Source organism: Pseudomonas sp. WS 5071, assembly GCF_012985765.1.
Classification (GTDB): Bacteria; Pseudomonadota; Gammaproteobacteria; order Pseudomonadales; family Pseudomonadaceae; genus Aquipseudomonas; species Aquipseudomonas lundensis_A.
The window spans coordinates 1-25,701 of the sequence record NZ_JAAQWY010000042.1; the positions used below are offsets into that span (position 1 = coordinate 1).

Sequence of the window (25,701 nt, forward strand, 5' to 3'; positions counted from 1 at the left end):
CGCCACAGCTGTACATCGCGGTCGGTATTTCCGGCGCGATCCAGCACCTGGCGGGCATGAAAGACTCCAAAGTGATCGTTGCGATCAACAAGGACGAAGAAGCGCCGATCTTCCAGGTGGCCGATTACGGCCTGGTGGCGGACTTGTTCGAAGCCGTACCTGAGCTGGAGCGGGCGCTCTGACTCGATGGCTGTTGCCACAGGTGGAGGGTGGGGCAGGGGGATGCCTGCCCCACCCATAAAAAAGCCCCGGACACTGTCCGGGGCTTTCAATGGGGTGTGCGAATCAGCAGTAGCTGTTCACTTTCACAACGGCAGGTTCTTCTTTCGCCTTTTCCCAAGTCAGGGTCAGGGTGTGCAGAACCTTCTCCATAAAGTGTGTGTCCGCTGCGGCCTTCTTGCCAACGTAGCCCTGGCCGCGGCGGTACATTTTGAGTCGTGCACGCATCTGTGGATGCTGCTTTTCAAACTCAGATTCTTCTGGGTATTGCGTGACAGCGTCGATATGGACTTCGCCCGCTTCATTGACCCACACAATATGATCGTCGAGTGTGTCTTTACGACTGGCAAACAGTTCGGCCAGTTCGTTAACAGTAGGTTGGTTATTCAGGTTCATCGCTAACTCCTTGACCACTCGTTGATCTGTCAATTGATTCGCGCAACTGCACATGCAGCGCTACGTAGTGTCCATCTAATGCAGATCCTGACTTGAACCCGTGATGTGTAGTAGTAGAACAGTGCTACTACAACATCGGCCTAAATAAGGGAGAACAGCGCGAGCCAGCATGCTTCGGGTGACGTGATGCATCAGCCACAAGCTTCATGAGGGCGTCTCGCCAGTTTCGCTCATCCTGACATCGGACGATCAAACCAGGTCCGCTTCATCAATTCTGCCTTGTGGGCAGTACCTATCCCGGAACAGTCCGACGGCTCGTCGAACATGCTTACAACCACTTTTTCCAACGCTTCCGGTGGGGAAGACGTCTGCATCATGCAAAAGGAAAAAGCCGTCGTCAACACATATGTAGTGAATATTTTAAAGCACTACATATGTGACTCGTCGGTCTGTTTCCAGCATGGCGGTCATCTGCTCTGGCTCGGCGATTGGCGGCTTCGGGACTTGCCAACAACCTGTGACCAGTGGATTTCGCCGTATTGCAGTGCTTTTAGTACGGGCGGTGTATGCCGTGGGCCAGCAGCAGTGGCCGCTCTGTTAGTATCTGGCACTTTGATACCCATTAAAGGTGCCCTATGAGCGAGCCGATTCGCCTGACGCAGTACAGCCACGGAGCAGGTTGCGGCTGCAAAATTTCGCCTCAGGTACTTGAAGTCATTCTTGCGGGCAGTGGTGCGCAACACCTTGATCCAAAGCTGTGGGTCGGTAATTCATCGCGTGATGACGCGGCGGTCTACGCCTTGGATGATGAGCGCGGCGTGGTGTCGACCACCGATTTTTTCATGCCCATCGTCGATGACCCGTTCGATTTCGGCCGCATTGCGGCCACCAATGCCATCAGCGACATCTACGCCATGGGCGGCGATCCCTTAATGGCGATCGCCATTCTGGGCTGGCCGGTGAACCTGTTGCCGCCTGAGGTGGCCCGTGAAGTGATTCGCGGGGGCCGTGCGGTGTGTGATGAGGCAGGGATCCCGTTGGCAGGCGGGCATTCGATTGACACCCCGGAGCCGATCTTCGGTCTGGCCGTGACCGGTGTCGTCAATAAGCGCCAGATGAAGCGCAACGACACCGCGACCGCCGGGTGTTTGCTGTACCTGACCAAGCCATTGGGGATTGGCATCCTGACCACCGCCGAGAAGAAGGGCAAGTTGCGGCCCGAGGATGTCGGCGTCGCACGGGACTGGATGTGTACGCTGAACAGCATTGGCAGCCAGTTTGCCAAGCTCGAGGGCGTCACCGCGATGACGGACGTCACCGGTTTTGGCCTGCTGGGGCACTTGGTTGAGATGGCCGACGGCAGCGACCTGACTGCGCAAATCCAATACGCCAACGTGCCACGCTTGGCGTCGGTGGAGTACTACCTGGAGCTGGGTTGTGTACCGGGCGGTACGTTGCGTAATTACGACAGTTACGCGAGCAAAATTTCGCCTGTCCAAGAGCTGCACAAGCGTGTGCTGTGCGATCCGCAAACCAGTGGCGGGTTGCTCGTCGCTGTCAGTGCGCAAGGCAACGAGGCCTTCCTGCACATGGCCCGCGAGCATGGCTTGAACCTTGAGCCGATTGGCCGTTTGGTGGAGCGACAGACACACGCGGTTGAGGTTTCATGATGGCTCATGACATAACCGACTTCCGCGAACTGTTTCTCCATGATCGGCCGATGATCGACACCCGTGCGCCGATTGAATTTCACAAAGGGGCGTTTCCAGGGGTGGTCAATTTGCCCCTGATGACTGACCACGAGCGCGAGCGCGTGGGCACGTGCTACAAGCAGCAAGGGCAGCAAGCGGCTGTGGTGCTGGGGCATCAATTGGTGTCGGGCAAGGTCAAGGCCGAGCGCTTGCAAGCATGGGCCGATTTTGCTCGCGCCCATCCTGACGGGTGTTTGTATTGCTTTCGTGGCGGCATGCGTTCGCAGATCGTCCAGCAGTGGCTTAAACAGGATGCAGGGATTGACTACCCGCGCATCACTGGCGGCTATAAGGCGCTGCGCACATTTCTGATCCAGACCCTCGATGATGCCGTGGCGCAGTGCGATTTGCAGGTGCTCGGCGGCATGACCGGCACCGGCAAAACCGATGTGCTGGTGCAGCTCGACAATGCGCTGGACCTTGAAGGCCACGCCAATCACCGCGGTTCAAGCTTTGGCAAACGCGCGACCGGTCAACCGTCCAACATCGATTTTGAAAATCGCTTGGCCATCGATGTGTTGAAAAAGCGCGACAAAGGCGTTGAGCGGTTTGTGCTGGAGGACGAGAGCCGCACGGTGGGCAGTTGCGCGTTGCCGTTAGCCCTCTACCAAACCCTGCAGACTGCGCCAATGGTGTGGCTGGAAGACAGCTTGAACAGCCGGGTCGAGCGTATCCTGCGTGACTACGTCATTGAGTTATGTGCTGAGTTCGTGGCCAGAAATGGTGAGCATGGCTTCGCGCTTTTCTCTCAACGGTTGTTGGAAAGTCTGGCCAATATTCAAAAACGCCTCGGCGGGGAACGTTACCAGCGTTTGCAGGAGGTGATGAGCAGCGCACTGAAGGAGCAGGAGCGTTGCGGCTCTGTGGATTTGCACCGGGTGTGGATCGAAGCGTTGCTGCGTGAGTACTACGATCCGATGTACACCTTCCAGCGTGAAAAGAAAGCCGGACGGATCGTGTTCGCAGGGGATCAGGCGGCAGTCCTGGCGTATTTGCGTGACCATGCCCGCAGCCGCGAGGACCGTTAAACAGCGTTTTAGGTACGGTCAATGGCTCATTGGCCAAACCAGTCAACCAGCTTGAGCGGTTTGACCATTGTTGCAGAGCCCTCGCAAGGCGATTATCAGCAGGATTTTCGACGGTTCCCATTCCTATAAAAAGACCGAGGGATTCTGCTGATGCGCGACTATCTGACCGCGACGAGCGACTTTGACTATCAACGTGCAGTGAGCCACGCGTTGCATGGCGATTTAACCGCTCTCAATGCCTGCGTCGAGTGCTGCGACCGCCATGCCTTGCCGGGGCGCATTGCCTTGTTCTGGGAAGGCCGTGACGCCAGCAGCGCGTCCTACACCTTTACCGAATTGCAGGACCACGCGGCCCGTTTTGCCAACTTCCTGCTGGCTCAAGGGGTCAAGCGCGGCGACAAAGTGGCGGGCCTGTTGCCACGCAATGTCGAGTTGTTGATCGTGGTACTGGCGAGTTGGCGCATAGGCGCGGTCTACCAACCCCTGTTTACGGCCTTTGGCCCCAAAGCCATTGAGCATCGCCTTAACAGCTCCGGCGCGGCGCTGGTGGTCACTGACGCCGTCAATCGACCCAAGCTGGCTGAAGTGAATGACTGCCCGACGGTCGTCACCGTGGGCGGTCCGAAAGGCCAAGGGTTGGTGCGGGGCGATTACAGCTTTTGGGCTGAGCTGGAGCGCTACCCGGCAGTCTGCGAGCCCATAATGCTGACCGGCGAAGACCCTTTTCTGCTGATGTTCACCTCGGGTACGACTGGCCCGGCCAAACCGCTCCTCGTTCCCCTTAAAGCCATCGTCGCGTTTCAGGCGTACACCCGCGACGCCGTGGACCTTCGCCCTGAAGACGCATTCTGGAACCTGGCCGACCCTGGTTGGGCGTACGGTATTTACTTCGGCATCACCGGCCCGTTGTCGATGGGCCACCCGATCACGCTCTACGACGGCCCGTTTAGCGTCGAAAGCACCTGCCGCGTGATCAAAAAGTACGCCATCACCAACCTCACCGGCTCCCCGACGGCTTACCGCCTGTTGATTGCAGCCGGGGATGCGTTTTCCAGCAAAATCAAAGGCCAGTTGCGGGCCGTCAGTAGCGCCGGTGAACCCCTTAACCCGGAAGTCATCCGCTGGTTTTCCGAGCACCTTGACGTCACCATTCATGACCACTACGGGCAGACTGAAATCGGCATGGTGCTGTGTAATCACCATGGGCTTGGTCATCCGGTGCACCTGGGAGCGGCGGGGTTTGCCTCACCGGGACACCGCATTGTGGTGTTGGACGACAACCATCAGGAGCTGCCCGTAGGTCAGCCGGGCATTTTAGCCGTGGATCGCAGTCAGTCGCCGATGTGCTGGTTTGGCGGCTACCACGGTTTCCCCACCAAAGCCTTCGTCGGTAATTACTACCTCAGTGGCGACACCGTTGAGTTGAATCCGGACGGCAGCATCAGTTTTGTCGGACGCAGCGATGATGTGATCACCACCTCCGGTTACCGTGTCGGTCCCTTTGATGTGGAGAGCGCCTTGATCGAACACCCGGCGGTGATCGAAGCCGCCGTGGTCGGCAAACCTGACCCTGAGCGCACCGAGTTGGTCAAAGCGTTTGTGGTGCTGAGCCCGCATTACCTGGGTGATGCGCAATTGGCAGAAACCCTGCGCTTGCACGTGCGCCAGCGCCTGGCAGCCCATGCCTATCCCCGTGAAATCGAATTTGTCAGCGAATTGCCCAAAACACCCAGCGGCAAGTTGCAGCGCTTTATCTTGCGCAATCAGGAAATCGCCAAGGCTGAACAGGCGGCGAACGCCCGGGCCACGGCTTAACCTTCAGGAAAAATCATGCAAATCGAGAACACAGTTTTTATCGTCACAGGTGGGGCTTCAGGCTTGGGCGCTGCAACGGCTGAGATGCTGGTCAATGCTGGCGCCAGGGTCATGCTGGTGGATGTGAACGCGGACGCAGTGGCCGCACAGGCCACCCGCTTGGGCGCTAAGGCGCGCAGTGCAGTGGCGGACATCAGTCAGGCGCAGGCCGCGCAGGCAGCCATTGACGCCACCGTCGCGGCGTTTGGGGGCGTTAACGGTCTGGTCAACTGCGCCGGGATCGTGCGCGGTGAAAAGATCCTTGGCAAGGGCGGCCCTCACGGCCTGGAGAGCTTCAGTCAGGTCATCAACGTCAACCTGATTGGCAGTTTCAATATGCTGCGACTGGCCGCAGCCGCAATTGCTGAAACGGCTGCGGATGTCGATGGCGAACGCGGGGTGATCATTAATACGGCGTCGGTGGCCGCCTTTGACGGGCAGATTGGTCAAGCCGCGTACGCGGCCTCCAAAGGCGCGATTGCCAGCCTGACCTTGCCAGCAGCTCGCGAGCTGGCCCGCTTCGGCATTCGTGTCATGACCATCGCCCCCGGCATTTTTGAAACGCCGATGATGGCGGGCATGACCCCGGACGTGCGCAACTCGCTGGCTGCGGGCGTGCCGTTTCCGCCGCGTCTGGGCAAACCGGCGGAATACGCTTCGCTGGTGCGGCACATCATTGAAAACAGCATGCTCAATGGCGAAGTGATCCGTCTCGACGGCGCATTGCGCATGGCAGCGAAGTAAGGAGAGGGCGATGACGATGTCTAATGATCCAGTCGTAATAGTCAGTGCTGCACGCACGCCCATGGGCGGTTTTCAAGGTGACTTCAAGGGCCTGACTGCGCCACAGTTAGGCGCTGCGGCCATCCGCGCTGCTGTGGAGCGCGCCGGGGTGTCGAGTGACAGCGTTGAAGAAGTGCTGTTCGGTTGCGTGCTGTCAGCCGGTCTTGGGCAGGCCCCGGCGCGCCAGGCCGCGTTGGGCGCGGGCCTGGACAAGGGCACCCGTTGCACCACGCTGAACAAAATGTGCGGGTCGGGCATGGAAGCGACGATTCTGGCCCACGATCGGCTGATGGCGGGCGGGGTGGATGTGGTGGTGGCAGGCGGCATGGAAAGCATGTCCAACGCGCCGTATCTACTCGACCGGGCCCGCAGTGGCTACCGCATGGGGCATGGCCGGGTGCTGGATCACATGTTCCTCGACGGACTGGAGGATGCCTACGACCGCGGCCGCTTGATGGGCACGTTTGCGGAAGATTGTGCGCAGGCCCATGGCTTCACCCGTGAGGCCCAGGATGCCTTTGCCCTTGCCTCGCTGGCCCGTGCGCAGCAGGCGATCAGCGAGGGAAGCTTCAGCGCTGAAATTGTCCCGGTGCAGGTCGCGGTGGGCAAGGAACAGCGTGAGATCACTGAGGATGAGCAGCCGCCCAAAGCCAAACCCGAAAAAATTCCGTCGCTGAAACCGGCGTTTCGCGACGGCGGCACGGTGACCGCGGCCAACGCCAGCTCGATCTCCGATGGCGCCGCGGCGCTGGTGCTGATGCGTCGTTCCGAGGCGCAAAAGCGCGGGCTTACACCATTGGCGGTGATTCATGGGCACGCGGCGTTTGCCGACGAGCCAAGCCTGTTTCCCACCGCACCGGTGGGCGCCATCAAACGCTTGATGAGTAAAACCGGCTGGAACCTCAATGAGGTTGATCTGTTTGAGATCAACGAAGCCTTTGCGGTGGTCACACTGGTCACCATGAGTGAACTGAACCTGCCCCACGACAAGGTCAATATCCATGGCGGTGCCTGCGCCTTGGGTCATCCGATCGGGGCTTCCGGTGCACGCATCCTGGTGACGTTACTGTCGGCCTTGCGCCAGAAAAAACTCAAGCACGGCGTGGCCGCCATTTGCATTGGCGGCGGCGAGGCCACTGCGATTGCCGTGGAATGTCTGTACTAAGGAATTTTTATGCTGCCCACACCCGAACAACTACAAATTCGTGAAGCGGCCCGGCAGTTCGCCCAAGAGCGCTTAAAACCGTTCGCAGCCGAATGGGACAAACAGCATCGCTTTCCTCGTGAGGCGGTTCAGGAAATGGCCGAACTGGGTTTTTTCGGCATGTTGGTGCCCGAACAATGGGGCGGTTGTGACACCGGCTATCAGGCCTATGCCATGGCCCTTGAAGAAATCGCGGCGGGCGACGGCGCCTGCTCCACGATCATGAGCGTGCATAACTCGGTGGGCTGCGTGCCCATTCTCAAATACGGCACCGAACAGCAAAAACGCGACTATCTGATCCCGTTGGCCAGCGGTGCCATGCTGGGCGCGTTTGCGCTGACCGAACCGCAGGCTGGCTCCGACGCCAGCGACCTGAAAACCCGGGCCCGTCGTGAGGGCGATCACTACGTGCTCAATGGCTGCAAACAGTTCATTACCTCGGGGCAAAATGCGGGCGTGGTGATTGTGTTTGCCGTGACCGATCCGGCAGCGGGCAAGCGCGGCATCACGGCGTTTATCGTACCCACCGATACGCCGGGTTACAGCGTGGCTCGGGTAGAAGAAAAGCTCGGCCAGCATGCTTCCGACACCTGCCAGATTCTCTTCACCGACATGAAGATCCCGCTGGCCAATCGTTTGGGCGAAGAAGGGCAGGGGTACAAAATTGCGCTGGGCAATCTGGAGGGCGGGCGCATCGGTATTGCGTCACAAGCTGTCGGGATGGCACGCGCTGCGTTTGAAGCGGCCCGCGACTACGCCCGCGAGCGCGTCACCTTCGGGCAGCCCTTGGTCGAGCATCAGGCCGTGGCGTTTCGGCTGGCTGACATGTCCACAGAAATCGCCGTGGCCCGGCAAATGGTGCGCTATGCCGCCGCTTTGCGTGACAGCGGGCAGTCCGCGCTGGTCGAGGCGTCGCAAGCCAAGCTGTTCGCGTCGGAAATGGCGGAGCGCGTCTGCTCCAAAGCGTTGCAAACCCTCGGTGGTTATGGCTATTTGAGCGACTTCCCGCTGGAGCGCATCTATCGCGACGTGCGGGTGTGCCAGATTTATGAAGGCACCAGCGATATTCAGCGCATGGTCATTTCGCGCAATCTTTGAATGAGGATTTATCAATGAACTACGAAACCATTCTGTTGGACATTCATGGGCGCGTCGGCCTGATCACCCTGAACCGGCCGCAAGCCCTGAATGCCTTGAATGCGCAGTTGGTCAGCGAAGTGAATCACGCACTCGACCGCCTGGAGGCGGACAGTGAGATTGGCTGCATTGTCTTGACCGGTTCGAAAAAAGCCTTCGCCGCCGGTGCAGACATCAAGGAAATGGCTGACCTGACCTATCCACAAATTTACCTTGACGATCTGTTCTCGGACAGTGAACGCGTGTCTGCCCGGCGCAAGCCCATCATTGCGGCCGTTGCCGGTTTTGCCCTGGGCGGCGGCTGTGAACTGGCAATGATGTGCGACTTCATTCTGGCCGGTGACAATGCCAAGTTTGGCCAGCCTGAAATCAACCTCGGGGTACTGCCGGGCATGGGCGGCACCCAGCGCCTGACACGCGCAGTAGGCAAGGCCAAGGCCATGGAAATGTGCCTGAGCGGTCGCTTGATCGACGCCGCTGAAGCTGAACGTTCCGGGCTGGTGTCACGCGTGGTGCCAGTGGACGAATTGGTCGAAGAAGCCCTGAACGTGGCTGCGGTGATCGCCCAAAAATCACTGCCGGTGTTGATGCTGACCAAAGAGTGCGTCAACCGCGCGTTCGAAGTGAATCTGGCCGAAGGCGTACGTTTTGAGCGTCGCGTGTTCCATTCACTGTTCGCCACGCAGGATCAAAAAGAAGGCATGGCGGCGTTTGTGGGCAAGCGCGAAGCCCAGTTCAAGCACCAGTGATGCATCAGGCGCAACGCGGTCAGACCTGACCGCGTTGCGTTGCGTTGAATCGTAAACGGCGCTTGGCGCGTTTAAACCAAATAGTGTTTCAGCTCGCGTGCAATGACCATGCGTTGGATCTCACTCGATCCTTCATAGATTTGGGTGATTCGCGCATCCCGGTAGTAGCGCTCAACCGGGTAATCTTCCAGATAGCCATAGCCGCCATGAATCTGGATGGCTTTGGAGCACACATACTCAGCGATTTCCGACGCAAATAACTTGGCCTGCGAGGCTTCAGACAGGCACGGTTTGCCAGCGCTGCGCAATCTGGCCGCGTGCAGGATCAGCAAGCGCGCTGCATTGAGCCGGGTCTGCATGTCGGCCAGCATGTTGGCGACGCTCTGGTGTTCAATGATGGCTTTATCGAATTGCACGCGATCCCGGGCGTAGGTGAGGGCGGCTTCAAACGCGGCGCGGGCGATGCCAAGGGCCTGTGCGGCAATGCCAATGCGACCGCCTTCAAGGTTGGACAGGGCGATTGCCAGCCCTTTGCCGCGCTCCCCAAGCAGGCTGCTTTCGGGCACGGTGCAGTTATTCAGAGTGACCGCGCAGGTGTCCGAAGCGCGGATGCCCATTTTGTGTTCCGTACGGTCCACGATGAACCCCGGTGTATCGGTCGGCACCAAAAACGCCGACAAGCCCTTTTTGCCCAGGTCCGGATCGGTGACGGCAAACACAATGGCCAATTGAGCACGTTTGCCGTTGCTGACAAATTGCTTGGCACCATTTATCACCCACTGGCCGTCCTGCAGTTGCGCCCGGGTGCGCAGGTTGTGCGCTTCGGAACCCGCCTGGGGTTCTGTCAGGCAGAAGCACCCGATGGCCTGACCGCTGGCGAGTTTTTCCAGCCAAGTCTGTTTTTGCGCCTCGCTGCCGTACTTGAGGATGGGGCCGCAGCCGACCGAGTTGTGAATGCTCATCAGCGCGCCGGTGGCGCCGTCTCCGGCCGAGATCTCTTCGACCGCCAGGGCATAGGCAACATAATCGACGTAGGTGCCGCCCCATTCCTCGGGCACCACCATGCCAAGCAGGCCAAGCGCTCCCATTTTTGAAACCAGTGTGTCGTCAATCCAGCCTGCCTTTTCCCATGCCTGGGCATGGGGCGCAATTTCGCGTCGGGCGAAGTCGCGGGCCATGTCACGGATCATCACTTGTTCTTCACTCAGTTCGATGTCCTGCATGGTTCAGGCTCCTGTCGGCTTGAAATCAGAGAAGAAGCTGGCGACGTGTGCGGCATCCAGTTCGTTCAGGGAAGGCGGGTTCCAATGAGGCGTTTTGTCCTTGTCGATAATCAGGGCGCGCACGCCTTCCATCAGGTCGCCGCGATCAAACCACTGGCGATCGAGGTGCAATTCCAGTTCGAAGCACTGTTCGAGGGGCAGCTCGCGTCCCCGGCGCAGCATTTCAAGGGTCACTGCCATAGCCAGCGGCGAGCGGGTGAGCAGCAGATCGGCCGTGGCTGTGGCCCACTCGCGTTGTTCTGGCAGAGTGACCGCACGCAGACGATCAACGATCGCTGACACAGTGGGCGCCGAGAACACGTCATCTATGAGGGGGCGCAGTGTGGCGAGCGGGGGGGCTGATGGTGAGCTGTCAGTCAAGGACCCGATCAGCGTCTTGAGGTCGTCAGCAGGCGACAGTGTCCAGTTGAGCGTACTCAGTGCAGCGTCAAAATCGGGCAGTCGGCTGCTTTCAATGAAGTGATCAGCCAAGCCGCAATACAACGCATCGCTGGCACGTATTTGTACACCGCTGACGCCGAGATACGTACCCAATTGACCGGGTGTACGGGTGAGAAAGTAACTACCGCCGACGTCAGGAAAATATCCGATGCCGACTTCTGGCATTGCCAGTTTGCTGCGCTCAGTGACAATCCGGAAATCAGCGCCCTGTACCAGCCCCATGCCGCCGCCAAGAACAAAACCGTCCATCAGGGCCACAAGGGGTTTGGGGTAATGGTGCAGCGTAAGGTCGAGGGCGTATTCCTCTTCGAAGAAGGTGTAATGCAGTGTGCCCTGGCTGTGGTAGCTGTCGTACAACGAGCGGATATCGCCTCCGGCGCAGAAGGCTTTTTCACCCGCGCCCCTCAATACAACAGCCTTGATGGCCGGATCTGTGGACCAGGTGTCCAGGTGGTGCTGAAGTGCGCGGACCATGTCCAGATTGATGGCGTTAAGGCCGCCGGGCCGGTTGAGGATCAGGTGGCCAATGTGGTTGCGCACCTCGGCCAGAATCTCGGAATGCGGGGTCTCGACATCCTGTGTCGCTGAGGATGAAACCTGAGCAGTCATCACTAACTCCCTGCTTTGTCTTGTTATTAAGGGCTGTTCGCTGACGAACGATGCTCGATGCTAACAGTGCAAATTTGCCTATTACAACCCGAATAAGTGCAGGCTTTGCATGCATATTTGCATGCCTGATCTGCAGATATGTGCCCGGTCATTGTGCCAGCCACCCGCCGTCGACATTCCACGCCGCCCCCCTGACCTGACTGCCTGCTTCACTGCACAGGAACAACACCAGTTCGCCCAACTGCGGCGGGGTGACAAATTCCAGTGATGGTTGTTTTTCGGCGAGCAGGTCGTGTTGGGCCTGATAAGGGTCGATGCCCTGACTGATGCGTTGGTCTATTTGCTTTTGCACCAGTGGCGTCAATACCCAGCCGGGGCAGATGGCGTTGCAGGTGATGTTGCTGGTCGCCGTTTCTAGGCCGACAACTTTGGTCAGGCCGATGACCCCGTGTTTGGCGGCGACATACGCAGCTTTACCGACCGATCCTACAAGGCCGTGTACTGAAGCGATGTTGACGATGCGTCCCCAATTGCGTTTACGCATGCCGGGCAGGGCGAGGCGGGTGCTGTGAAAGACCGAGGAGAGGTTGATGGCGATGATGGCGTCCCACTGCTCTACAGGAAACGCTTCCACGCTGGCCACGTGCTGAATACCGGCATTGTTGACCAAAATATCAATGCCGCCGAATTCCCGTTCTGCGTAGTCGATCATCTCGGCAATTTGCGTGGGGTCACTGACATCGGCGGCATGATGACCCACTCGGCCACCCCACTGTTCCACTTCGGCAATCACTTTGCTGGCATCCCCAAAGCCGTTGAGGATGAGGTCGGCACCGGCTTTAGCAAGGCTCAACGCAATACCCAGGCCTATGCCGCTGGTGGAGCCGGTTACCAGTGCAGTTTTACCCTTAAGGCTCATGATCATTTCCTCAGGTGAGACACGATTGGTTCGTGAGGAGGAAACGTAGCACGAGGTTAAAGGCAGCGGATACGAAACGGCCCACCAAGAGGCGGGCCGTTGTCACGCAGCGCTTGAGGATTAATCCTGGCGGCTGGTCACTTCAAGCAGGTGATAACCGAATTGGGTTTTTACCGGACCTTGAACCACGTTGATCGGTGCGCTGAACACCACGGTGTCAAATTCTTTAACCATCTGGCCTGGACCGAACGAACCCAGATCGCCACCCTGACGGCTGGACGGGCAGGTGGAGTTGGCTTTTGCGACTTCAGCGAAATCAGCGCCGCCTTCGATTTGCGCTTTCAATTCGTTGCATTTGGCTTCGCTGGCAACAAGGATGTGACGGGCAGTGGCTTTGGCCATGGGAAGTACTCCTTTCAATAAAGTGGTGAGACTACCGGATTCAGGCGCTTTTTTCGCGGCAAAAGTTCCCGCCGTTGTCGTGTCTTTGCGAGTTATACGCCTTTGGCTTTGAGGCGGCGGGCGTGTTCTACATAAAGCCCGGCCGGATCGACGCTTTTGCTGGCCAGCGCTGCAACATGGTTAATGGTGTCCAGATGATCCAGGGGGTAGTCCGAACGAATGACATGCCCCAAGTGGGAACTGTAACGCCCGACCATCCCGTCATTCTCTTTGCTTTCGCGGGTGAAAAAGCTGCCGAACACTCGACAGGCATTGTGCAGAGGATCGAGCAGGTTCAAGGATTCGGAAAACAGCGAACCTTTAATGATTCCGCTCCATGAATAGTAGAGAACGCCATTGACCCGGTCAGCGCCCATTGCGCCCCATGTATCCGGCAACCCTTGGGGGTAGGTTTGGTTAAATTTCGCCACGCCCTCTGTGGTCAGCGCATTCAGCGCGCTCAAAGCATTCTGTGGCAGCTTTCGTTCACCACCCAAGGCTGAAATAAAACTGCCAAGGGCCGAGCTCATGGCCGCCGCAATGGTTTCAGGAAGAGCACCGGGGGTCAGTACTTGGCGAACCCGATCAGCAAGCTCCGAACCTTGGTTGGGACCGCTGACAGAGGTAACTGAAGCGACGAGTTCAGGGGCCACGGCTGCTGCGTAACGGGCGGTCAGGGCGCCTTGGCTGTGGCCGATAACATTGAATTTCGCGACCCCGGTTTGCCTGTTAAGAGCACGCAGTTGTTCTATCAGCTGTTCGCCCCGTTCTTCGGAGCTGTGGGCCGCAGAAACCTTGGCCACATAGACGTAGGCACCTGCGTTATTCAAGGCTTCTTTAATGCCATTGAAGTAATTGAACGGGCCAATATGGTCGAAACCGAAAAGGCCGTGTACCAGGACAATCGGGTATTTCGTGGTGGCTGACGTATCCATGTCAATGCATATCCTCTAACAGTGTGTGATCCATAAAGATCACCTTAGGTGAGGGTTTCAGAACCGTGAAGGCAGGGATGTCGTCGAGCCAAACCCTTGAGGGCTCATTCCAGAGCCACTGTCGGCAGACTCCTGCTTTCCCCTTGGCAAGATCTGTAGGCAGTGGTTGAACTTTGACCCCGCATATTGGAAAAGACTGACGCTCAACGGTCTCAGGGCCAGTCCCGGGCACGCCACCCGCCACCCGGGACGCTGGGGGATGTCCGCGTCAGCCGATCACACGAGAACGCGTGCGCTGCTGTCGCAATTGGCTGGCAGCCGCGCGCAACAAGGTTTCGGTCGCATCCCAGCCCAGGCAACCATCGGTTACGGAGACGCCGTAACGCAGGTGGCCACTCAATGGCTGGCAGCCTTCGAACAGATGACTTTCGAGCATCATCCCGATCAAGGACCGATCCCCGCCCAGGCGCTGTTCAAGCACATCGTTGAATACATCAGGTTGACGCAGAGGATCCTTACCACTGTTTGCGTGGCTGCAATCGACCATCAAACGCGCGGGAATGCCGTTTTTCTCCAGCCCTGCGCGGGCGTTGGCCACGTGGGTGTGGCTGAAATTTGGGCCACTGTGCCCACCCCGCAAGACCAGATGAGTATCAGGGTTGCCGGGTGTCAAAACGATTGCCGGATGGCCCTGTTCATCCACGCCGAAATGACGATGGCTGTGTGCTGCGCTGCGCATGGCATCACACGCAATCGCTACCCCGCCGTCCGTGCCATTTTTGAAGCCCACGGGCAGGTCCAGGCCGCTGGCCATTTCCCGGTGGATCTGCGATTCGGTCGTGCGAGCGCCAATGGCCGCCCAGCCCAGCAGGTCGTCGAAGTAGCCAGCAGCAATCGGCTGCAGCAGTTCTGTCGCGACCGCAAGCCCCATGCGTAACATTTCGATCATTAACTCGCGTGACAGCGTCAGGCCATGAGTCATGTCGTCGCTGCCATCCAGATGAGGGTCGTAGGCCAGGCCTTTCCAGCCGACGGTGGTGCGTGGCTTTTCAATATAGGCCCGCATCACCAGCAGCATATCCTCGCTCACTTCGCGGGACAGGGCGGCCAAGTGGCTGGCGTATTCGAGGGCGGATTGCGGGTCGTGGATGGAGCAGGGCCCGACGACGATCAATAAGCGATCGTCTACACCGCCAAGAATGTTGCGGATGGCCTGGCGTTGGGCCTGAACCAGCTTATGCAGGGGTTCGCTGAGGGGTAATTGCTGCTTGAGCTGGGCTGCACTTGGCAGGCGCTGGGTCATCGCATGGCTTGCAGTGGTTGGAGCAACGTTCAGTGCGGATACAGTGGCGTTCATGATTCTGGCTTCCTGGGCAGGCTGCGGGTTTTCCCGCGCGCTCAGCCCTAGTGGGGTGTTCGACAATGGGCCGTATTGGCTATGAGGGGATGCGTGCCACCCAAGTGGTTTCGTTCGGAGGCGGCAGACTGTCCCGAACGACGGTTGCTAAATCGCCATGCAGCACAGAGGTCGAAGCGGTAATAGGTGGTGTAGTTCATGGGTAAATCCTCAAATTCAATAAATTATCAGGGGCTAAAAAAACAAAACCCCCGGTCGGGTAGCCGACCGGGGGTGAGAATTCTCTGGTAGGCGACCCCTGAAACGTGGGCGCCGATTGGGTATCAGGCGCGCCAGTGGCTAAACCAATACCCAAAATAAAATCGTACAGCAGAGTGTGTGTTGTTCGCGCGCACAGCGCCGACCAAGCGTAAATCGCTGGTGATCTGGCAAATGGCTGTGGTGGCTTCGCGCAACATGGCTGTTCTCCGATGAATGGCTTGAAGCTTACGCGAGGCCAGTCAACAGATTCAATCAAAAAATTCTATGGGTAATGACTCCGGGGGCTATAAGCGGTTTAGCAAGTGAAGGCCCGAACCGCATTCCCCGAGGCAGAGGGGGGTTATAGCAAAGCAATAGACGAGGGCCTGGGCGGGGTCAATTCTAAAATGGGGTGGTCTTCCCAATTAAGCGCATACTCAAAGCAATTCATCGCATTTCGCTTCAGAAGAAGTGGCAATGATGCCGTCTTTCATGCCCAGAAGTACCGCCACTTTGTGGGCTTCACCACGTTTCCCTTTTTTGCGCCCAGCGAGCACTTGATAGGTGGTCGCGGGATCAACGCCGTGCTCTCGAGCAAACTCTTGAACCGACTTTCCCTGATGTTCCAGCCATGCCTTGGCTTGTGCGGCAGTACGAATTCCGGTCATAGTTCAAAACCGTTCAAAGTTGTCTAATATTTTTTGATTATACCATCCTAGCGGTTGTTTAAAATGGGAACTTACATCCAAATGAGTGGAATCGGTTCGCGGTTGAGGCAAGAGAGAGAGCGGCTGGGCTTGTCGCAGAAAGCTTTTGGCATGATCGGTGGCGTTGAAGCTAATGCCCAGGGCAAATATGAAAATGGTGATCGTGCGCCCAAGGCCGATTATCTGTCGCGGGTGGCAGAGCGCGGCGTGGATGTGTTGTATGTACTGACAGGTAGCCCCACCCCGACGCTTATGGACAATCTGAGTCAGGTCGAAGAAAAGGTTTTGGTCAGCTATCGGGTGCTGCAAAAAGAAGATCAGGATGCTATCCGCCGTTTAACGACAACACTGGCCGACCTGTCGATCATACATGCGAGCAAGATTCGTCCTGATCCAACAGACGCCTAGCAGGTGTCTATCAGCGTTTTAAGTGTCTCCAGGGAAGGGCGGTGCAGGTAAGTAGGTTGGAGCTTTGGTTTTTTGCTAAGGTGTCGGCAACCAAAGAAGACCAATTTACGAGGTGTCGACTTGATTCGGGTTCTAGTGGTCGATGACCATGATCTTGTGCGTACAGGCATCACACGAATGCTGGCGGATATCGACGGCCTCCAGGTCGTCGGCCAGGCCGAGTCCGGTGAAGAGTCGTTGATCAAGGCTCGTGAACTGAAGCCAGATGTCGTCTTGATGGACGTTAAAATGCCAGGCATTGGTGGTCTTGAGGCGACGCGAAAAATGATGCGTAGCCATCCGGACATCAAGGTAGTCGCCGTGACCGTGTGTGAAGAAGACCCCTTCCCGACGCGTCTTCTGCAGGCGGGCGCCGCAGGGTATATGACCAAGGGAGCAGGTCTGGCCGAAATGGTTCAGGCCATCCGGCTAGTGTTTGCCGGTCAGCGTTACATCAGCCCGCAAGTCGCGCAGCAGTTGGCGCTCAAGTCATTTCAGCCTGCTAGCGATTCCCCATTCGATGCATTATCCGAACGTGAAATTCAAATTGCCTTGATGATTGTGGGCTGCCAGAAAGTCCAGGTCATTTCGGACAAGCTCTGTTTGTCCCCTAAAACGGTCAACACCTACCGTTATCGAATCTTCGAAAAACTCTCCGTCAAAAGTGATGTGGAACTGGCCTTGCTGGCAGTTCGACATGGCATGGTAGATGCCGGTTGATAATGACTGACGTGTTTGATCCGAGTGCCTTTCTTTCGACCTGCAGCGGTCGGCCCGGCGTTTATCGCATGTTTGATAGCGAGGCGCGCCTGCTGTATGTCGGCAAAGCCAAGAACCTTAAAAAACGCTTGGCCAGCTACTTCCGCAAGACGGGGCTGGCGCCCAAGACTGCTGCCTTGGTGGGGCGTATTGCGCAGATCGAAACCACGATCACCGCCAACGAAACCGAAGCCTTGTTGCTTGAGCAGACCCTTATCAAGGAATGGCGGCCGCCGTACAACATTCTGCTGCGTGATGACAAATCGTACCCCTATGTCTTTTTGTCCGATGGTCCATTCCCCCGGTTGAGTATCCACCGTGGAGCCAAAAAGCCTAAGGGCAAGTACTTTGGGCCTTACCCTAGCGCCGGGGCGATTCGAGAAAGCTTGAGTCTGTTGCAAAAGACCTTTCTGGTGCGCCAATGCGAAGACAGTTACTTCAAAAACCGAACCCGGCCCTGTCTGCAGTATCAGATCAAACGCTGTAAAGGCCCGTGCGTAGGTCTGGTTGATCCTCAGGAGTACGCACAAGACGTGCGCCACTCGGTGATGTTCCTGGAAGGGCGCAGCAGTGCACTGACCGATGAACTGAATGCTGAAATGGAGCAGGCTGCCAGCGCGCTGGATTTCGAGCGCGCAGCCCAAGTGCGCGATCAAATCTCCTTGTTACGCCGTGTCCAGGATCAGCAGAGCATGGAGGGCGGTAATGGCGATGTGGATGTGATTGCAGCCTTCGTTAACCCAGGCGGGGCGTGTGTGCACTTGATCAATGTGCGCGGTGGACGGGTGCTCGGTAGCAAGAATTTCTTCCCGCAAGTCGGGATCGAGGAAGACGTCGCTGAAGTGATGGCGGCTTTTCTCGGGCAGTACTACATCAGCAGCCCTGAGCGCGATTTGCCCAGCGAACTGATTGTTAACGTCGAGCACGAAAGCTTTGAAGCCATCAGTGCAGCGATTGATGAGCTGCGGGGCAGGGAAATAGCCATCAGCTATCGAGTGCGCGGAACGCGTGCCCGCTGGCAGCAATTGGCCGTCACCAACGCTGAACAGGCGCTGAGCGCCCGTCTGGCCAATCGTCAGCATGTTGCAGCCCGATTTGAGGCGTTGGCCAAGGTCCTTAAGCTGGATGAGATTCCGCAGCGGCTGGAGTGCTACGACATTAGTCACTCCAGCGGTGAAGCGACGGTTGCGTCCTGTGTCGTATTTGGCCCGGAAGGTCCTATCAAGTCGGATTACAGGCGTTTCAACATTGAAGGTGTGACCGCGGGTGACGATTATGCCGCGATGCATCAAGCGTTGATGCGACGTTTTAGCCGCCTCAAAGAGGGGGAGGGCAAGTTGCCGGACATTTTGCTGGTGGATGGCGGCAAGGGACAAATGTCCATGGCGCGGGATGTACTCAATGAACTGGCAGTTCCAGACCTTATTTTGTTAGGTGTTGCCAAAGGCACGACGCGCAAGGCCGGGTTCGAAACCTTGTACTTGAACGACGCCGCCCACGAGTTCACGTTAAAAGGGGACTCGCCCGCACTGCATTTGATCCAGCAGATTCGCGATGAAGCTCACCGTTTTGCCATCACCGGGCACCGGGCCCGCCGCGGTAAAACACGCAGAACGTCTACCCTCGAAGGTATCGCCGGGGTCGGCCCAACCCGCCGCCGAGACTTATTGAAACATTTTGGTGGATTACAAGAGCTGTCTCGTGCAAGCATCGAGGAGATCGCCAAAGCACCCGGGATCAGTAAAAAGCTCGCTGAGTTGATTTATGCAAACCTGCACAGCGAGTAGAATGCCACCTCACCTCGTAGCCAGTTGTGCCGATGAATATCCCTAATTTGATCACCGTACTACGCGTTCTCCTGATTCCTATCTTCATTCTTTTGTTCTACCTCCCTTACAGCTGGAGTTATGTCGCCTCAAGTTCTGTCTTCGCCTTTGCGGCTGCAACAGACTGGCTGGACGGCTATTTGGCAAGGCGTCTGGAGCAAAGCACGCCATTTGGTGCCTTCCTTGACCCGGTGGCCGACAAGCTGATGGTGGCGGTGGCCTTGGTGTTGCTGGTGCAAGAGCATCACAACGTCTGGCTGACGCTTCCTGCCGCAGTGATTATTGGTCGTGAAATTGTCATCTCGGCCTTACGTGAGTGGATGGCCGAGTTGGGCGCGCGTGCTCAGGTTGCGGTGTCCAACATGGGCAAGTGGAAGACGGCGGCGCAGATGCTGGCGCTGGTCATTCTGTTGGCCAACCCTTCGGATTTCAGTTTCTGGGTCTTGGTGGGCTACGGCCTGCTGCTTGTGGCTGCGGGTTTGACCCTGTGGTCGATGCTCCAATATCTGCGGGCTGCCTGGCCGCACTTGAAGACCACATCTGAAAAATAAATAACACTTTTTGAATCAAGGGGTTGACGCATTCTTTGAAAACTATAGAATGCCCACCACCAAGACGCGGGAATAGCTCAGTTGGTAGAGCACGACCTTGCCAAGGTCGGGGTCGCGAGTTCGAGTCTCGTTTCCCGCTCCAAATATTGCGCTGCAGAGTTCCACTGAATTCTGTAAGTGATTGAAATCAGGGCCTTTAGGCCCTTTTTTCGTTCCAGCGGGAACCACTGAAATCCAGCACTATCCGGTGCGTTTAAGTCCAGGATTGAGTCCAGAATCCTGACGCGTACCGAATCGGTTTGATGCTGGAGCAGTTTGCGCAACGAGATGAGCATCTGGCCCTGACTCTGTTCAGGAGCTCGCGATGGCACTCTCAGAAATGACAGTTCGGCACGCCCGAATCACCGGTAATGACTACACCCTCGGCGACAGTGATGGTCTCACACTCAATGTGACGGCCAGGGGCGGAAAAGTCTGGCTCTTCCGCTACTACTGGGCAGGCAAGCAGAAGCGCATGTCCCTCGGTAGTTATCCCCAAATTGGGCTTAAAGAAGCCCGTACCCGTCGTGATGAAGCCCGTACCTTGGTTGCCCAGGGCATCAATCCCTATGAGCATCGCAAACAACAGCGGCTTGCTGTTCGTTTTGCGACAGAGCACACCTTCGAGGCCGTGTTCAATCAGTGGGTAGAGTTCCGCAGGCTAAGCCTGAAGGAAGGGCGGCAGAGCACGCTCTCGCAGATCTTGAGAATCTTCAATAAAGACGTCCTGCCCACCCTGGGCGGGCGGTCCATCTATGATATCAATCGTCACGATCTGCTGGATTTACTGAGCAGGATCGAACAGCGCAAGGCCTTAACGACAGCCGAAAAATGCCGGACCTGGTTCAACCAATTGTTCCGCTATGCGCTGGTGAAAATCGAGGGGCTGGAACACAACCCAGCTTCAGATCTTGACGTTGTCGCACTCCCCAAACCTCCGGTTACGCACAACCCATTTCTTCGTATGGACGAGCTTCCGGGATTGATGGCTGCTCTTCGAAATTACGGTGGCGCCAACCAAACTCGGCTTGGCCTTCGGTTGTTGCTGCTGACCGGTGTTCGCACGGGCGAATTGCGGTTGGCAACACCCGATCAGTTCGATCTGGAGAAGCGCTTGTGGATCATACCAGCGGAAGTGGTGAAACAACTTCAGCTAGCGATGCGGAAGCCAGGTAAACAGACCCAAAATGTACCGCCTTATATCGTGCCGCTGTCGGTACAGGCGCTGGAGATCGTGCGTCACTTGCTGGACCAGGTTGTCCCTGCGCAACGCTACTTGTTTGCGCATCGAAGCGACCTGAGCAAGCGCATCAGTGAGAACACTCTGAATGGCGCGCTACGCCGAATGGGGTACGCCGATCAACTTACCGGTCATGGCATGAGGGCGACGATCTCGACGGCGCTGAACGAGATCGGATACCCGAAGGTGTGGGTGGATGCCCAGCTTTCTCATGCTGATCCGGACAAGGTGAGTGCGGCCTACAATCACGCGGAGTATGTCGAGCAGCGCCGGACGATGATGCAGGACTGGGCGAATCGTTTGGACCTTTGGGGGCAGGGTCAGCTGAAAGCGGCAAGCTCTCCGCTGACCATTCGTTTAGAGGGCGCAGCTTCGTTACCTTCGTCGGAAAGCGCGAACGCAAACGCCGTTCTGTACAGTAGCGGCTTCCCAGCGATGACGATCCCAGCCTCCAAAACGTCCGTCAGCGACGAACCGGTCCTTACCTCGGCTCAGTATTCACCTGTCCTACCTGCTCCAACGCAGACCGAACAGCCGCGCGAACCCCAAGTATCTGACATACAACGCCAGCGCGCCGAGATGTTAGCCACCTATGAAGCTTCGAGTAATTTGCCGCTGCTTGTCTTCGCCAAACTGGCAGGCAAATCCCGAGATCAGATCAACCGTGATATCAAGGCTCGGCGCCTGCTGTCTTTGAGCCTCGGGAATCGCGGTCAGCGCATTCCCGATTGGCAGCTTGATCCACTGCGGCACAAGTTGGTGCTTGCGGCGTTAGCGCAATTTCCGGATGTCGATGCGTGGAGGCTTTATGGCGCCCTTTGTAAGCCTCATGAGCGATTAAAAGGTCGCGCGCCAATCGATGTGCTCAATATGGCAAATTTCGACGGGACCGCACGAATCGTTTGCAGTGCGCTGAGTTCAAGCTGAGATGCTGTCTTCGTGCTGCGATAACGGATGTCGCTGCTTGCTTGGGACTATCTAGCTCGGGCACACCCTGAATGCGTGGACTTCACGATGCCTGAGGTGCGGCGGAGGCCTAGCGTTGGGCATTGTTCACTAACCGTAAAGGGGCGATAGGTACGTTTAACATGAACTGATTCTTCACCATCTCCGTGCTCAAGCCGGCAGCAGCAAGCACACGATTCCAAGTCGTATAGTCCAGTAAGTCGATTGCGCGCTGAACGAGGAGGGGGGACTCCATCGGAATCAACTCGTCAAACTCTTCGCTTTTCGTAAACCCTTTACGCGCGAGGTAGGTAAAGCCGCTCTTCGCTTGATCGGCAGTTAGCAGATCCAACGCACGAGCCCGATAGATTAATGCCTTGAAGCTAACTTTCCAACGAAGCTTTAGCTCTTTGAGCGCTGTCCAGTTTAGGTACTTCCCTCTCATAGTTGGGAATTCGGCTGCGAAGCTTGCTCGTGGCATCAAGAGTGCGCTGGCGAACTGGTTGGCTTGTTCCTCAGTTTCACGACACCCTGTCTCGATCCCTTGGTGCATGACTAGATGGCCGAGCTCATGAGCCAGGTCAAACCGTTGCCTTCCAGGGTTGGCCTTGGATGTATTGCGAACAATTAAAGGACGCTTGTTAAAGAGAGAAAAAGCATCAACTCGGTCATCAGCGTCTGCAAGGTTGACCACCAGAACGCCAATCTTCTCTGCTAACTTTGTCACATTCGAGAGTGGGCCTAAGCCTAATCCTTGTTCCCTGCGAAATCGCTCTGCTACTAATTCAATCTTGCCTGCACCGGTGACAGGTTCATCAAGGGCAGCGAAGTCCACGATAGGAAATGCGACCTCTTTGTCCAGCTCATCAACCAGCAACTCGAACATTTCCACTTGGGCGGCGATGGTTTTTTTGAGAGTTAGGGTCGAAGTTCGAACGCTCCGAAAATGGCATTGCTCTAGCTCGACGCCACTTTTTCGGGGGGCAAAGAAAAAGTTTTCTTCAACACGCAGGACTTCGCAAAGCCGCTCCAGTTGATTGGGAGAAGGTATCGCGTTGACCTCAAGTTTGTGCGCGTACTGCCTGGTAACGCCAAGTAGCTCACCAATCTCAGCAAGGGATCGCCCCGCCGCACACCTGGCGAGGCGGAGCTTGTCGGGTGAAAACTCGTCACCCCAAGGCAGAAGGCCTGTCGTGTTATTCATCTTTCGAGTCAGTATCTTTCATTTCTGTCTGTGCGGCGTCTTTGTCGCGACGGATTGGTAGCGAGTCAACAATCTCAACGACTGGCGACAGTGCGGTCGTGCGAACCGAGACCAGAGGCTCGTAGTTGTGAACCCATTTGCAGATTACATTCCGGTTCGTGTCGAAACCCAGGATTGAGACTGTCAGGGTCGGCCCATCAGGGTTGCGGTCACTATCTACGTATACCCGCCAAGTGAGGTTGCCATCGTTGGCTGGCCCGAGAAGGCTGTCGTGATATCGCTCAACTTGGTTCTTCTGTAAACGATGTCCTTTCTTGCGTAGGTCAGGGTCATCAGTCACGAACTGCATCAAAACTCCATTGACGCTGACCGTGTAATCCAGTGTTTTGTTGACGAGCCGAAACCAAGAGAGGTTACCCTCACGTTGAAGACGTATGAAGCGACCATGGATGCGCCCATAAGGAAAAACGCCTCGTGTCCAATTGGTGTCATCGTCTGTCGAAGTGGCTTCCAGTGCCTTATACGCAGCGTCCAAGAGATTATTGAAAACGACATCGAGGTGGGCTCGGCTGAGCTTAGGCTCAAGCTCGCTTGGATGCTGGAATTCTGGCATTCGGCTCTCCGAAAAGCGTGCAAATATTAAGTAGTGTCAACCGCCATTTTTGTGCATTTTCTATTGGTTGTCAACCATTCGGGGCGTTGGCGTACTGAGACTACTCCGGCCGTGACAGCTGGCTTTCATTAGCAGTTAAGAGATTTGAATGAGGACGAATTGCTTGCCCAGGGTAGTCTCAATGGACGCGCAGACGGCACTGAGCTATGTTCGCTGCAAGATTACGTGCGAGCCCGCGCGATGACTTAGGACAGGGGTTGGTACAATGATTTACCAATGCAATGGATGCAGCAGGACTACCTTCGAGACGGCATGCCCATGGTGCATGGGCTCCCAGGTTTCGCCGTCATCAGAGCTTACTTTGCGGCACCTCACTCCGCTGGATCCTTCGTTCTACCCCGATTTTCAGTACCGATCCAAAGGCTTGATTCAAGACTTCTTCGGTAAGAAGAAAGAGCAAGCCCAGCTCAACGATCTTCTGAACAACGTCTTGAGAAAATATGCGGAGTTGAAGCATCCATACTTCACAAATTTCATTCACACGACCCGCGAGAGTGCGAGTAGTAGTGATGACGCGGGCGTGCCTGGCCCACGCTTGGATGGTGTGTACAGCGAGAGGGAGCTTTTCAGGGAGGTTTTGATTCGCAAAGGCTTTGACGAGCTTGAAGGGCTTCCATCTCTCATGGACAAGCTGCTGCAAACAACCGCCTTCAACTCGGTCTATCTGGGTTTCTCGAGAGAGCTGACCCGCCACATTCGAGCTGACCTGGCCGACACCTTGCGCTCTTGGATTGAAGAGGCCGGGACAACGTTTAGGTCTGACTTGGCCCTGTTCTACTACTACCTTTGGGAAAATGATGTTGCTTTTCCCAATGTCCAATTCAACCCCCAGGCTGCCTCCACATCTGGCATACCACTTCTTTCACTACAGGTTTTTCGAAACGGTCTGAGCCTCTGCGAGGAGATTTATTTCGACATTCTCGTCGAGCGACTGGGGTCTCAGCTGGAGCATTTCAATCCGAACCAATTCATCACCATGTACCTGGTGGATGCCATGGACGGATTTCAGTTCGAAGCCTTTCTGGTTGAGATCTTTCAGACCATCGGCTATGACGTCAAAGAGACCAAGAAGACTGCTGATCAGGGCGCCGACCTTTTTGTTACCCGCTTCGGTAAAAACATGGTCATCCAGGCTAAGAACTACTCTGGCTCTGTAGGCAATGCTGCTGTGCAGCAGGCCATCTCTGCTAAAGCCTTCTACGGGTGTGACGAGGCCATGGTCGTCACGAACTCCTACTACACGAAATCAGCGAAAGAGTTGTCCAGCACGGCGGGCGTGCGGCTAATCGACCGGGATGGGCTTCAAAGCTACCTTGATGACTACAATCAGAAGCTCATCGAGGTCTTCCAGGCAGAGGAAGAAAGTGCCTAGAGATGGATCCTTTGGAGTTCATCAACATAAGCAGCAGGGCGGCGTTGTGACACGGTGCTAGGTTAGTTCGCCGGAAGCTGACCGCGTGCGAGCCCAGGAATCATCTTTACCCTCAAGTTAATTTTTTACGTCGGTGTCAGAAGCTGGCTTGACCCCTAAGAGCAAGGAATCACCACGCATAGGCGGAAACCGCCCATAACTTAACTCAGAGGCCACAGAGCGTGACGATAAGATTGAATCGCCTTTGGTGGCAGCATTTGGCTCCCAAATCGATGCATCGTCGATTAGTTGAAGTGGAGCAGCTACTGTCGGGCTGGTGTAACACTGATTATGGGCGCCACTGGCTGAAGGTTGCTCGAATCCCAGGACAAGCACTTAGGCTTCTTCCCGGCCAACTTATTCCCGTAGTGCACCTAGTCGCTCTCGGTAGCCGACCAATTTTCATTGTCCCCCAGCAACCAGTGATGTAGTGGTCAACTAATCCCGGACACGACGTTAAGTTTTTCTTCGGCCCGGGCTGGCGCCAACCCACCGTTGAATTGGTGGGGTCGAACCCAGTTGTACCGATGCATCAAGAAGTGGCTGATATCGC

24 protein-coding genes and 1 tRNA gene are annotated in these 25,701 nt (G+C 56.6%); 15 read left to right on the top strand and 10 right to left on the bottom strand.

All coding sequences use genetic code 11. The annotated features are described in order from the left end of the window. The coding region (locus HBN61_RS20625; RefSeq protein WP_223182428.1) for an electron transfer flavoprotein subunit alpha/FixB family protein at positions 1–182 on the top strand (182 nt) is incomplete at its 5' end. 103 nt (positions 183–285) lie between these two features. Here HBN61_RS20625 and HBN61_RS20630 read toward each other — a convergent pair. Further along, positions 286–615, bottom strand: a complete 330-nt coding sequence (locus HBN61_RS20630) for a hypothetical protein (RefSeq protein WP_094995235.1) — start codon at positions 613–615, stop codon at positions 286–288. A gap of 635 nt (positions 616–1,250) precedes the next feature. Here HBN61_RS20630 and selD point away from each other — a divergent pair. The 7 genes from selD to HBN61_RS20665 all read left to right on the top strand — a co-directional run bounded on the left by selD (position 1,251) and on the right by HBN61_RS20665 (position 9,121). Beyond that, complete coding sequence (selD, locus tag HBN61_RS20635) at positions 1,251–2,285, top strand: selenide, water dikinase SelD (RefSeq protein ID WP_094995234.1); 1,035 nt, start codon at positions 1,251–1,253, stop codon at positions 2,283–2,285. Next, positions 2,285–3,394, top strand: a complete 1,110-nt coding sequence (mnmH, locus tag HBN61_RS20640) for a tRNA 2-selenouridine(34) synthase MnmH (protein WP_094995236.1) — start codon at positions 2,285–2,287, stop codon at positions 3,392–3,394. The genes selD and mnmH overlap by 1 nt, the downstream gene beginning before the upstream one ends. A gap of 150 nt (positions 3,395–3,544) precedes the next feature. Beyond that, positions 3,545–5,209: an AMP-binding protein gene (locus HBN61_RS20645; protein WP_170047799.1), complete on the top strand. Its 1,665-nt coding sequence runs from the start codon at positions 3,545–3,547 to the stop codon at positions 5,207–5,209. A 15-nt stretch (positions 5,210–5,224) separates the two neighbouring features. Beyond that, the gene (locus HBN61_RS20650) at positions 5,225–5,992 is read left to right on the top strand and encodes an SDR family NAD(P)-dependent oxidoreductase (RefSeq protein ID WP_070411791.1); all 768 of its coding nucleotides are present in this window, start codon (positions 5,225–5,227) and stop codon (positions 5,990–5,992) included. Positions 5,993–6,002: 10 nt separating this feature from the next. Next, positions 6,003–7,196 (top strand): acetyl-CoA C-acyltransferase, encoded by a 1,194-nt coding sequence (locus tag HBN61_RS20655; RefSeq protein WP_170047800.1) that lies wholly within the window; start codon positions 6,003–6,005, stop codon positions 7,194–7,196. A 9-nt stretch (positions 7,197–7,205) separates the two neighbouring features. Beyond that, positions 7,206–8,333, top strand: a complete 1,128-nt coding sequence (locus HBN61_RS20660; protein ID WP_170047801.1) for an acyl-CoA dehydrogenase — start codon at positions 7,206–7,208, stop codon at positions 8,331–8,333. A 14-nt stretch (positions 8,334–8,347) separates the two neighbouring features. After that, positions 8,348–9,121, top strand: coding sequence for an enoyl-CoA hydratase (locus tag HBN61_RS20665; RefSeq protein WP_094995230.1), 774 nt, complete (start codon positions 8,348–8,350; stop codon positions 9,119–9,121). Positions 9,122–9,192: 71 nt separating this feature from the next. Here HBN61_RS20665 and HBN61_RS20670 read toward each other — a convergent pair whose 3' ends face one another. From HBN61_RS20670 to HBN61_RS20700, 7 genes are all read right to left on the bottom strand, one after another. Next, complete coding sequence (locus HBN61_RS20670) at positions 9,193–10,344, bottom strand: acyl-CoA dehydrogenase family protein (protein ID WP_094995229.1); 1,152 nt, start codon at positions 10,342–10,344, stop codon at positions 9,193–9,195. A 3-nt stretch (positions 10,345–10,347) separates the two neighbouring features. Next, positions 10,348–11,454, bottom strand: a complete 1,107-nt coding sequence (locus HBN61_RS20675) for an enoyl-CoA hydratase/isomerase family protein (RefSeq protein ID WP_170047802.1) — start codon at positions 11,452–11,454, stop codon at positions 10,348–10,350. Between the two features lie 148 nt (positions 11,455–11,602). After that, a complete protein-coding gene (locus HBN61_RS20680; RefSeq protein WP_083293923.1) occupies positions 11,603–12,373 on the bottom strand; it encodes a 3-hydroxybutyrate dehydrogenase in 771 nt (256 codons plus the stop codon). A gap of 120 nt (positions 12,374–12,493) precedes the next feature. After that, a complete protein-coding gene (locus HBN61_RS20685; protein WP_008150918.1) occupies positions 12,494–12,775 on the bottom strand; it encodes a peptidylprolyl isomerase in 282 nt (93 codons plus the stop codon). Between the two features lie 92 nt (positions 12,776–12,867). Beyond that, a complete protein-coding gene (locus HBN61_RS20690) occupies positions 12,868–13,749 on the bottom strand; it encodes a lipase family alpha/beta hydrolase (protein ID WP_070411784.1) in 882 nt (293 codons plus the stop codon). A 268-nt stretch (positions 13,750–14,017) separates the two neighbouring features. Then, positions 14,018–15,106, bottom strand: coding sequence for a 3-deoxy-7-phosphoheptulonate synthase (locus HBN61_RS20695; RefSeq protein WP_170047803.1), 1,089 nt, complete (start codon positions 15,104–15,106; stop codon positions 14,018–14,020). Between the two features lie 677 nt (positions 15,107–15,783). Further along, positions 15,784–16,014, bottom strand: a complete 231-nt coding sequence (locus HBN61_RS20700; RefSeq protein WP_070411782.1) for a BcepMu_gp16 family phage-derived protein — start codon at positions 16,012–16,014, stop codon at positions 15,784–15,786. Between the two features lie 81 nt (positions 16,015–16,095). On the opposite strand from HBN61_RS20700, the gene HBN61_RS20705 reads away from it, so the two are divergent. From HBN61_RS20705 to HBN61_RS20730, 6 genes are all read left to right on the top strand, one after another. Further along, positions 16,096–16,461, top strand: a complete 366-nt coding sequence (locus tag HBN61_RS20705; RefSeq protein WP_094995225.1) for a helix-turn-helix domain-containing protein — start codon at positions 16,096–16,098, stop codon at positions 16,459–16,461. A 120-nt stretch (positions 16,462–16,581) separates the two neighbouring features. After that, complete coding sequence (gene gacA / locus HBN61_RS20710; RefSeq protein WP_047273603.1) at positions 16,582–17,220, top strand: response regulator transcription factor GacA; 639 nt, start codon at positions 16,582–16,584, stop codon at positions 17,218–17,220. Positions 17,221–17,222: 2 nt separating this feature from the next. Further along, a complete protein-coding gene (uvrC, locus tag HBN61_RS20715) occupies positions 17,223–19,046 on the top strand; it encodes an excinuclease ABC subunit UvrC (RefSeq protein WP_170047804.1) in 1,824 nt (607 codons plus the stop codon). A 32-nt stretch (positions 19,047–19,078) separates the two neighbouring features. Beyond that, entirely contained in the window at positions 19,079–19,636 is a 558-nt protein-coding gene (pgsA, locus tag HBN61_RS20720; RefSeq protein ID WP_047275824.1) for a CDP-diacylglycerol--glycerol-3-phosphate 3-phosphatidyltransferase, read from the top strand. 66 nt (positions 19,637–19,702) lie between these two features. After that, positions 19,703–19,778 (top strand) — tRNA-Gly (locus tag HBN61_RS20725). Positions 19,779–20,000: 222 nt separating this feature from the next. After that, positions 20,001–21,842: a tyrosine-type recombinase/integrase gene (locus HBN61_RS20730; protein ID WP_034115550.1), complete on the top strand. Its 1,842-nt coding sequence runs from the start codon at positions 20,001–20,003 to the stop codon at positions 21,840–21,842. A 109-nt stretch (positions 21,843–21,951) separates the two neighbouring features. Here HBN61_RS20730 and HBN61_RS20735 read toward each other — a convergent pair whose 3' ends face one another. Together HBN61_RS20735 and HBN61_RS20740 are read right to left on the bottom strand one after the other, a co-directional pair. Further along, the gene (locus HBN61_RS20735) at positions 21,952–23,064 is read right to left on the bottom strand and encodes an XRE family transcriptional regulator (protein ID WP_047294708.1); all 1,113 of its coding nucleotides are present in this window, start codon (positions 23,062–23,064) and stop codon (positions 21,952–21,954) included. After that, positions 23,057–23,677 carry a hypothetical protein gene (locus tag HBN61_RS20740; protein ID WP_047294706.1) on the bottom strand — a complete coding sequence of 207 codons (621 nt, stop codon included), beginning with the start codon at positions 23,675–23,677 and terminating at the stop codon, positions 23,057–23,059. The genes HBN61_RS20735 and HBN61_RS20740 overlap by 8 nt, the downstream gene beginning before the upstream one ends. A 265-nt stretch (positions 23,678–23,942) precedes the next feature. Between HBN61_RS20740 and HBN61_RS20745 the strand changes: the two genes are divergently transcribed. Then, positions 23,943–25,109 carry a restriction endonuclease gene (locus HBN61_RS20745; protein WP_047294704.1) on the top strand — a complete coding sequence of 389 codons (1,167 nt, stop codon included), beginning with the start codon at positions 23,943–23,945 and terminating at the stop codon, positions 25,107–25,109. The last annotated feature ends 592 nt before the right edge of the window (positions 25,110–25,701 follow it).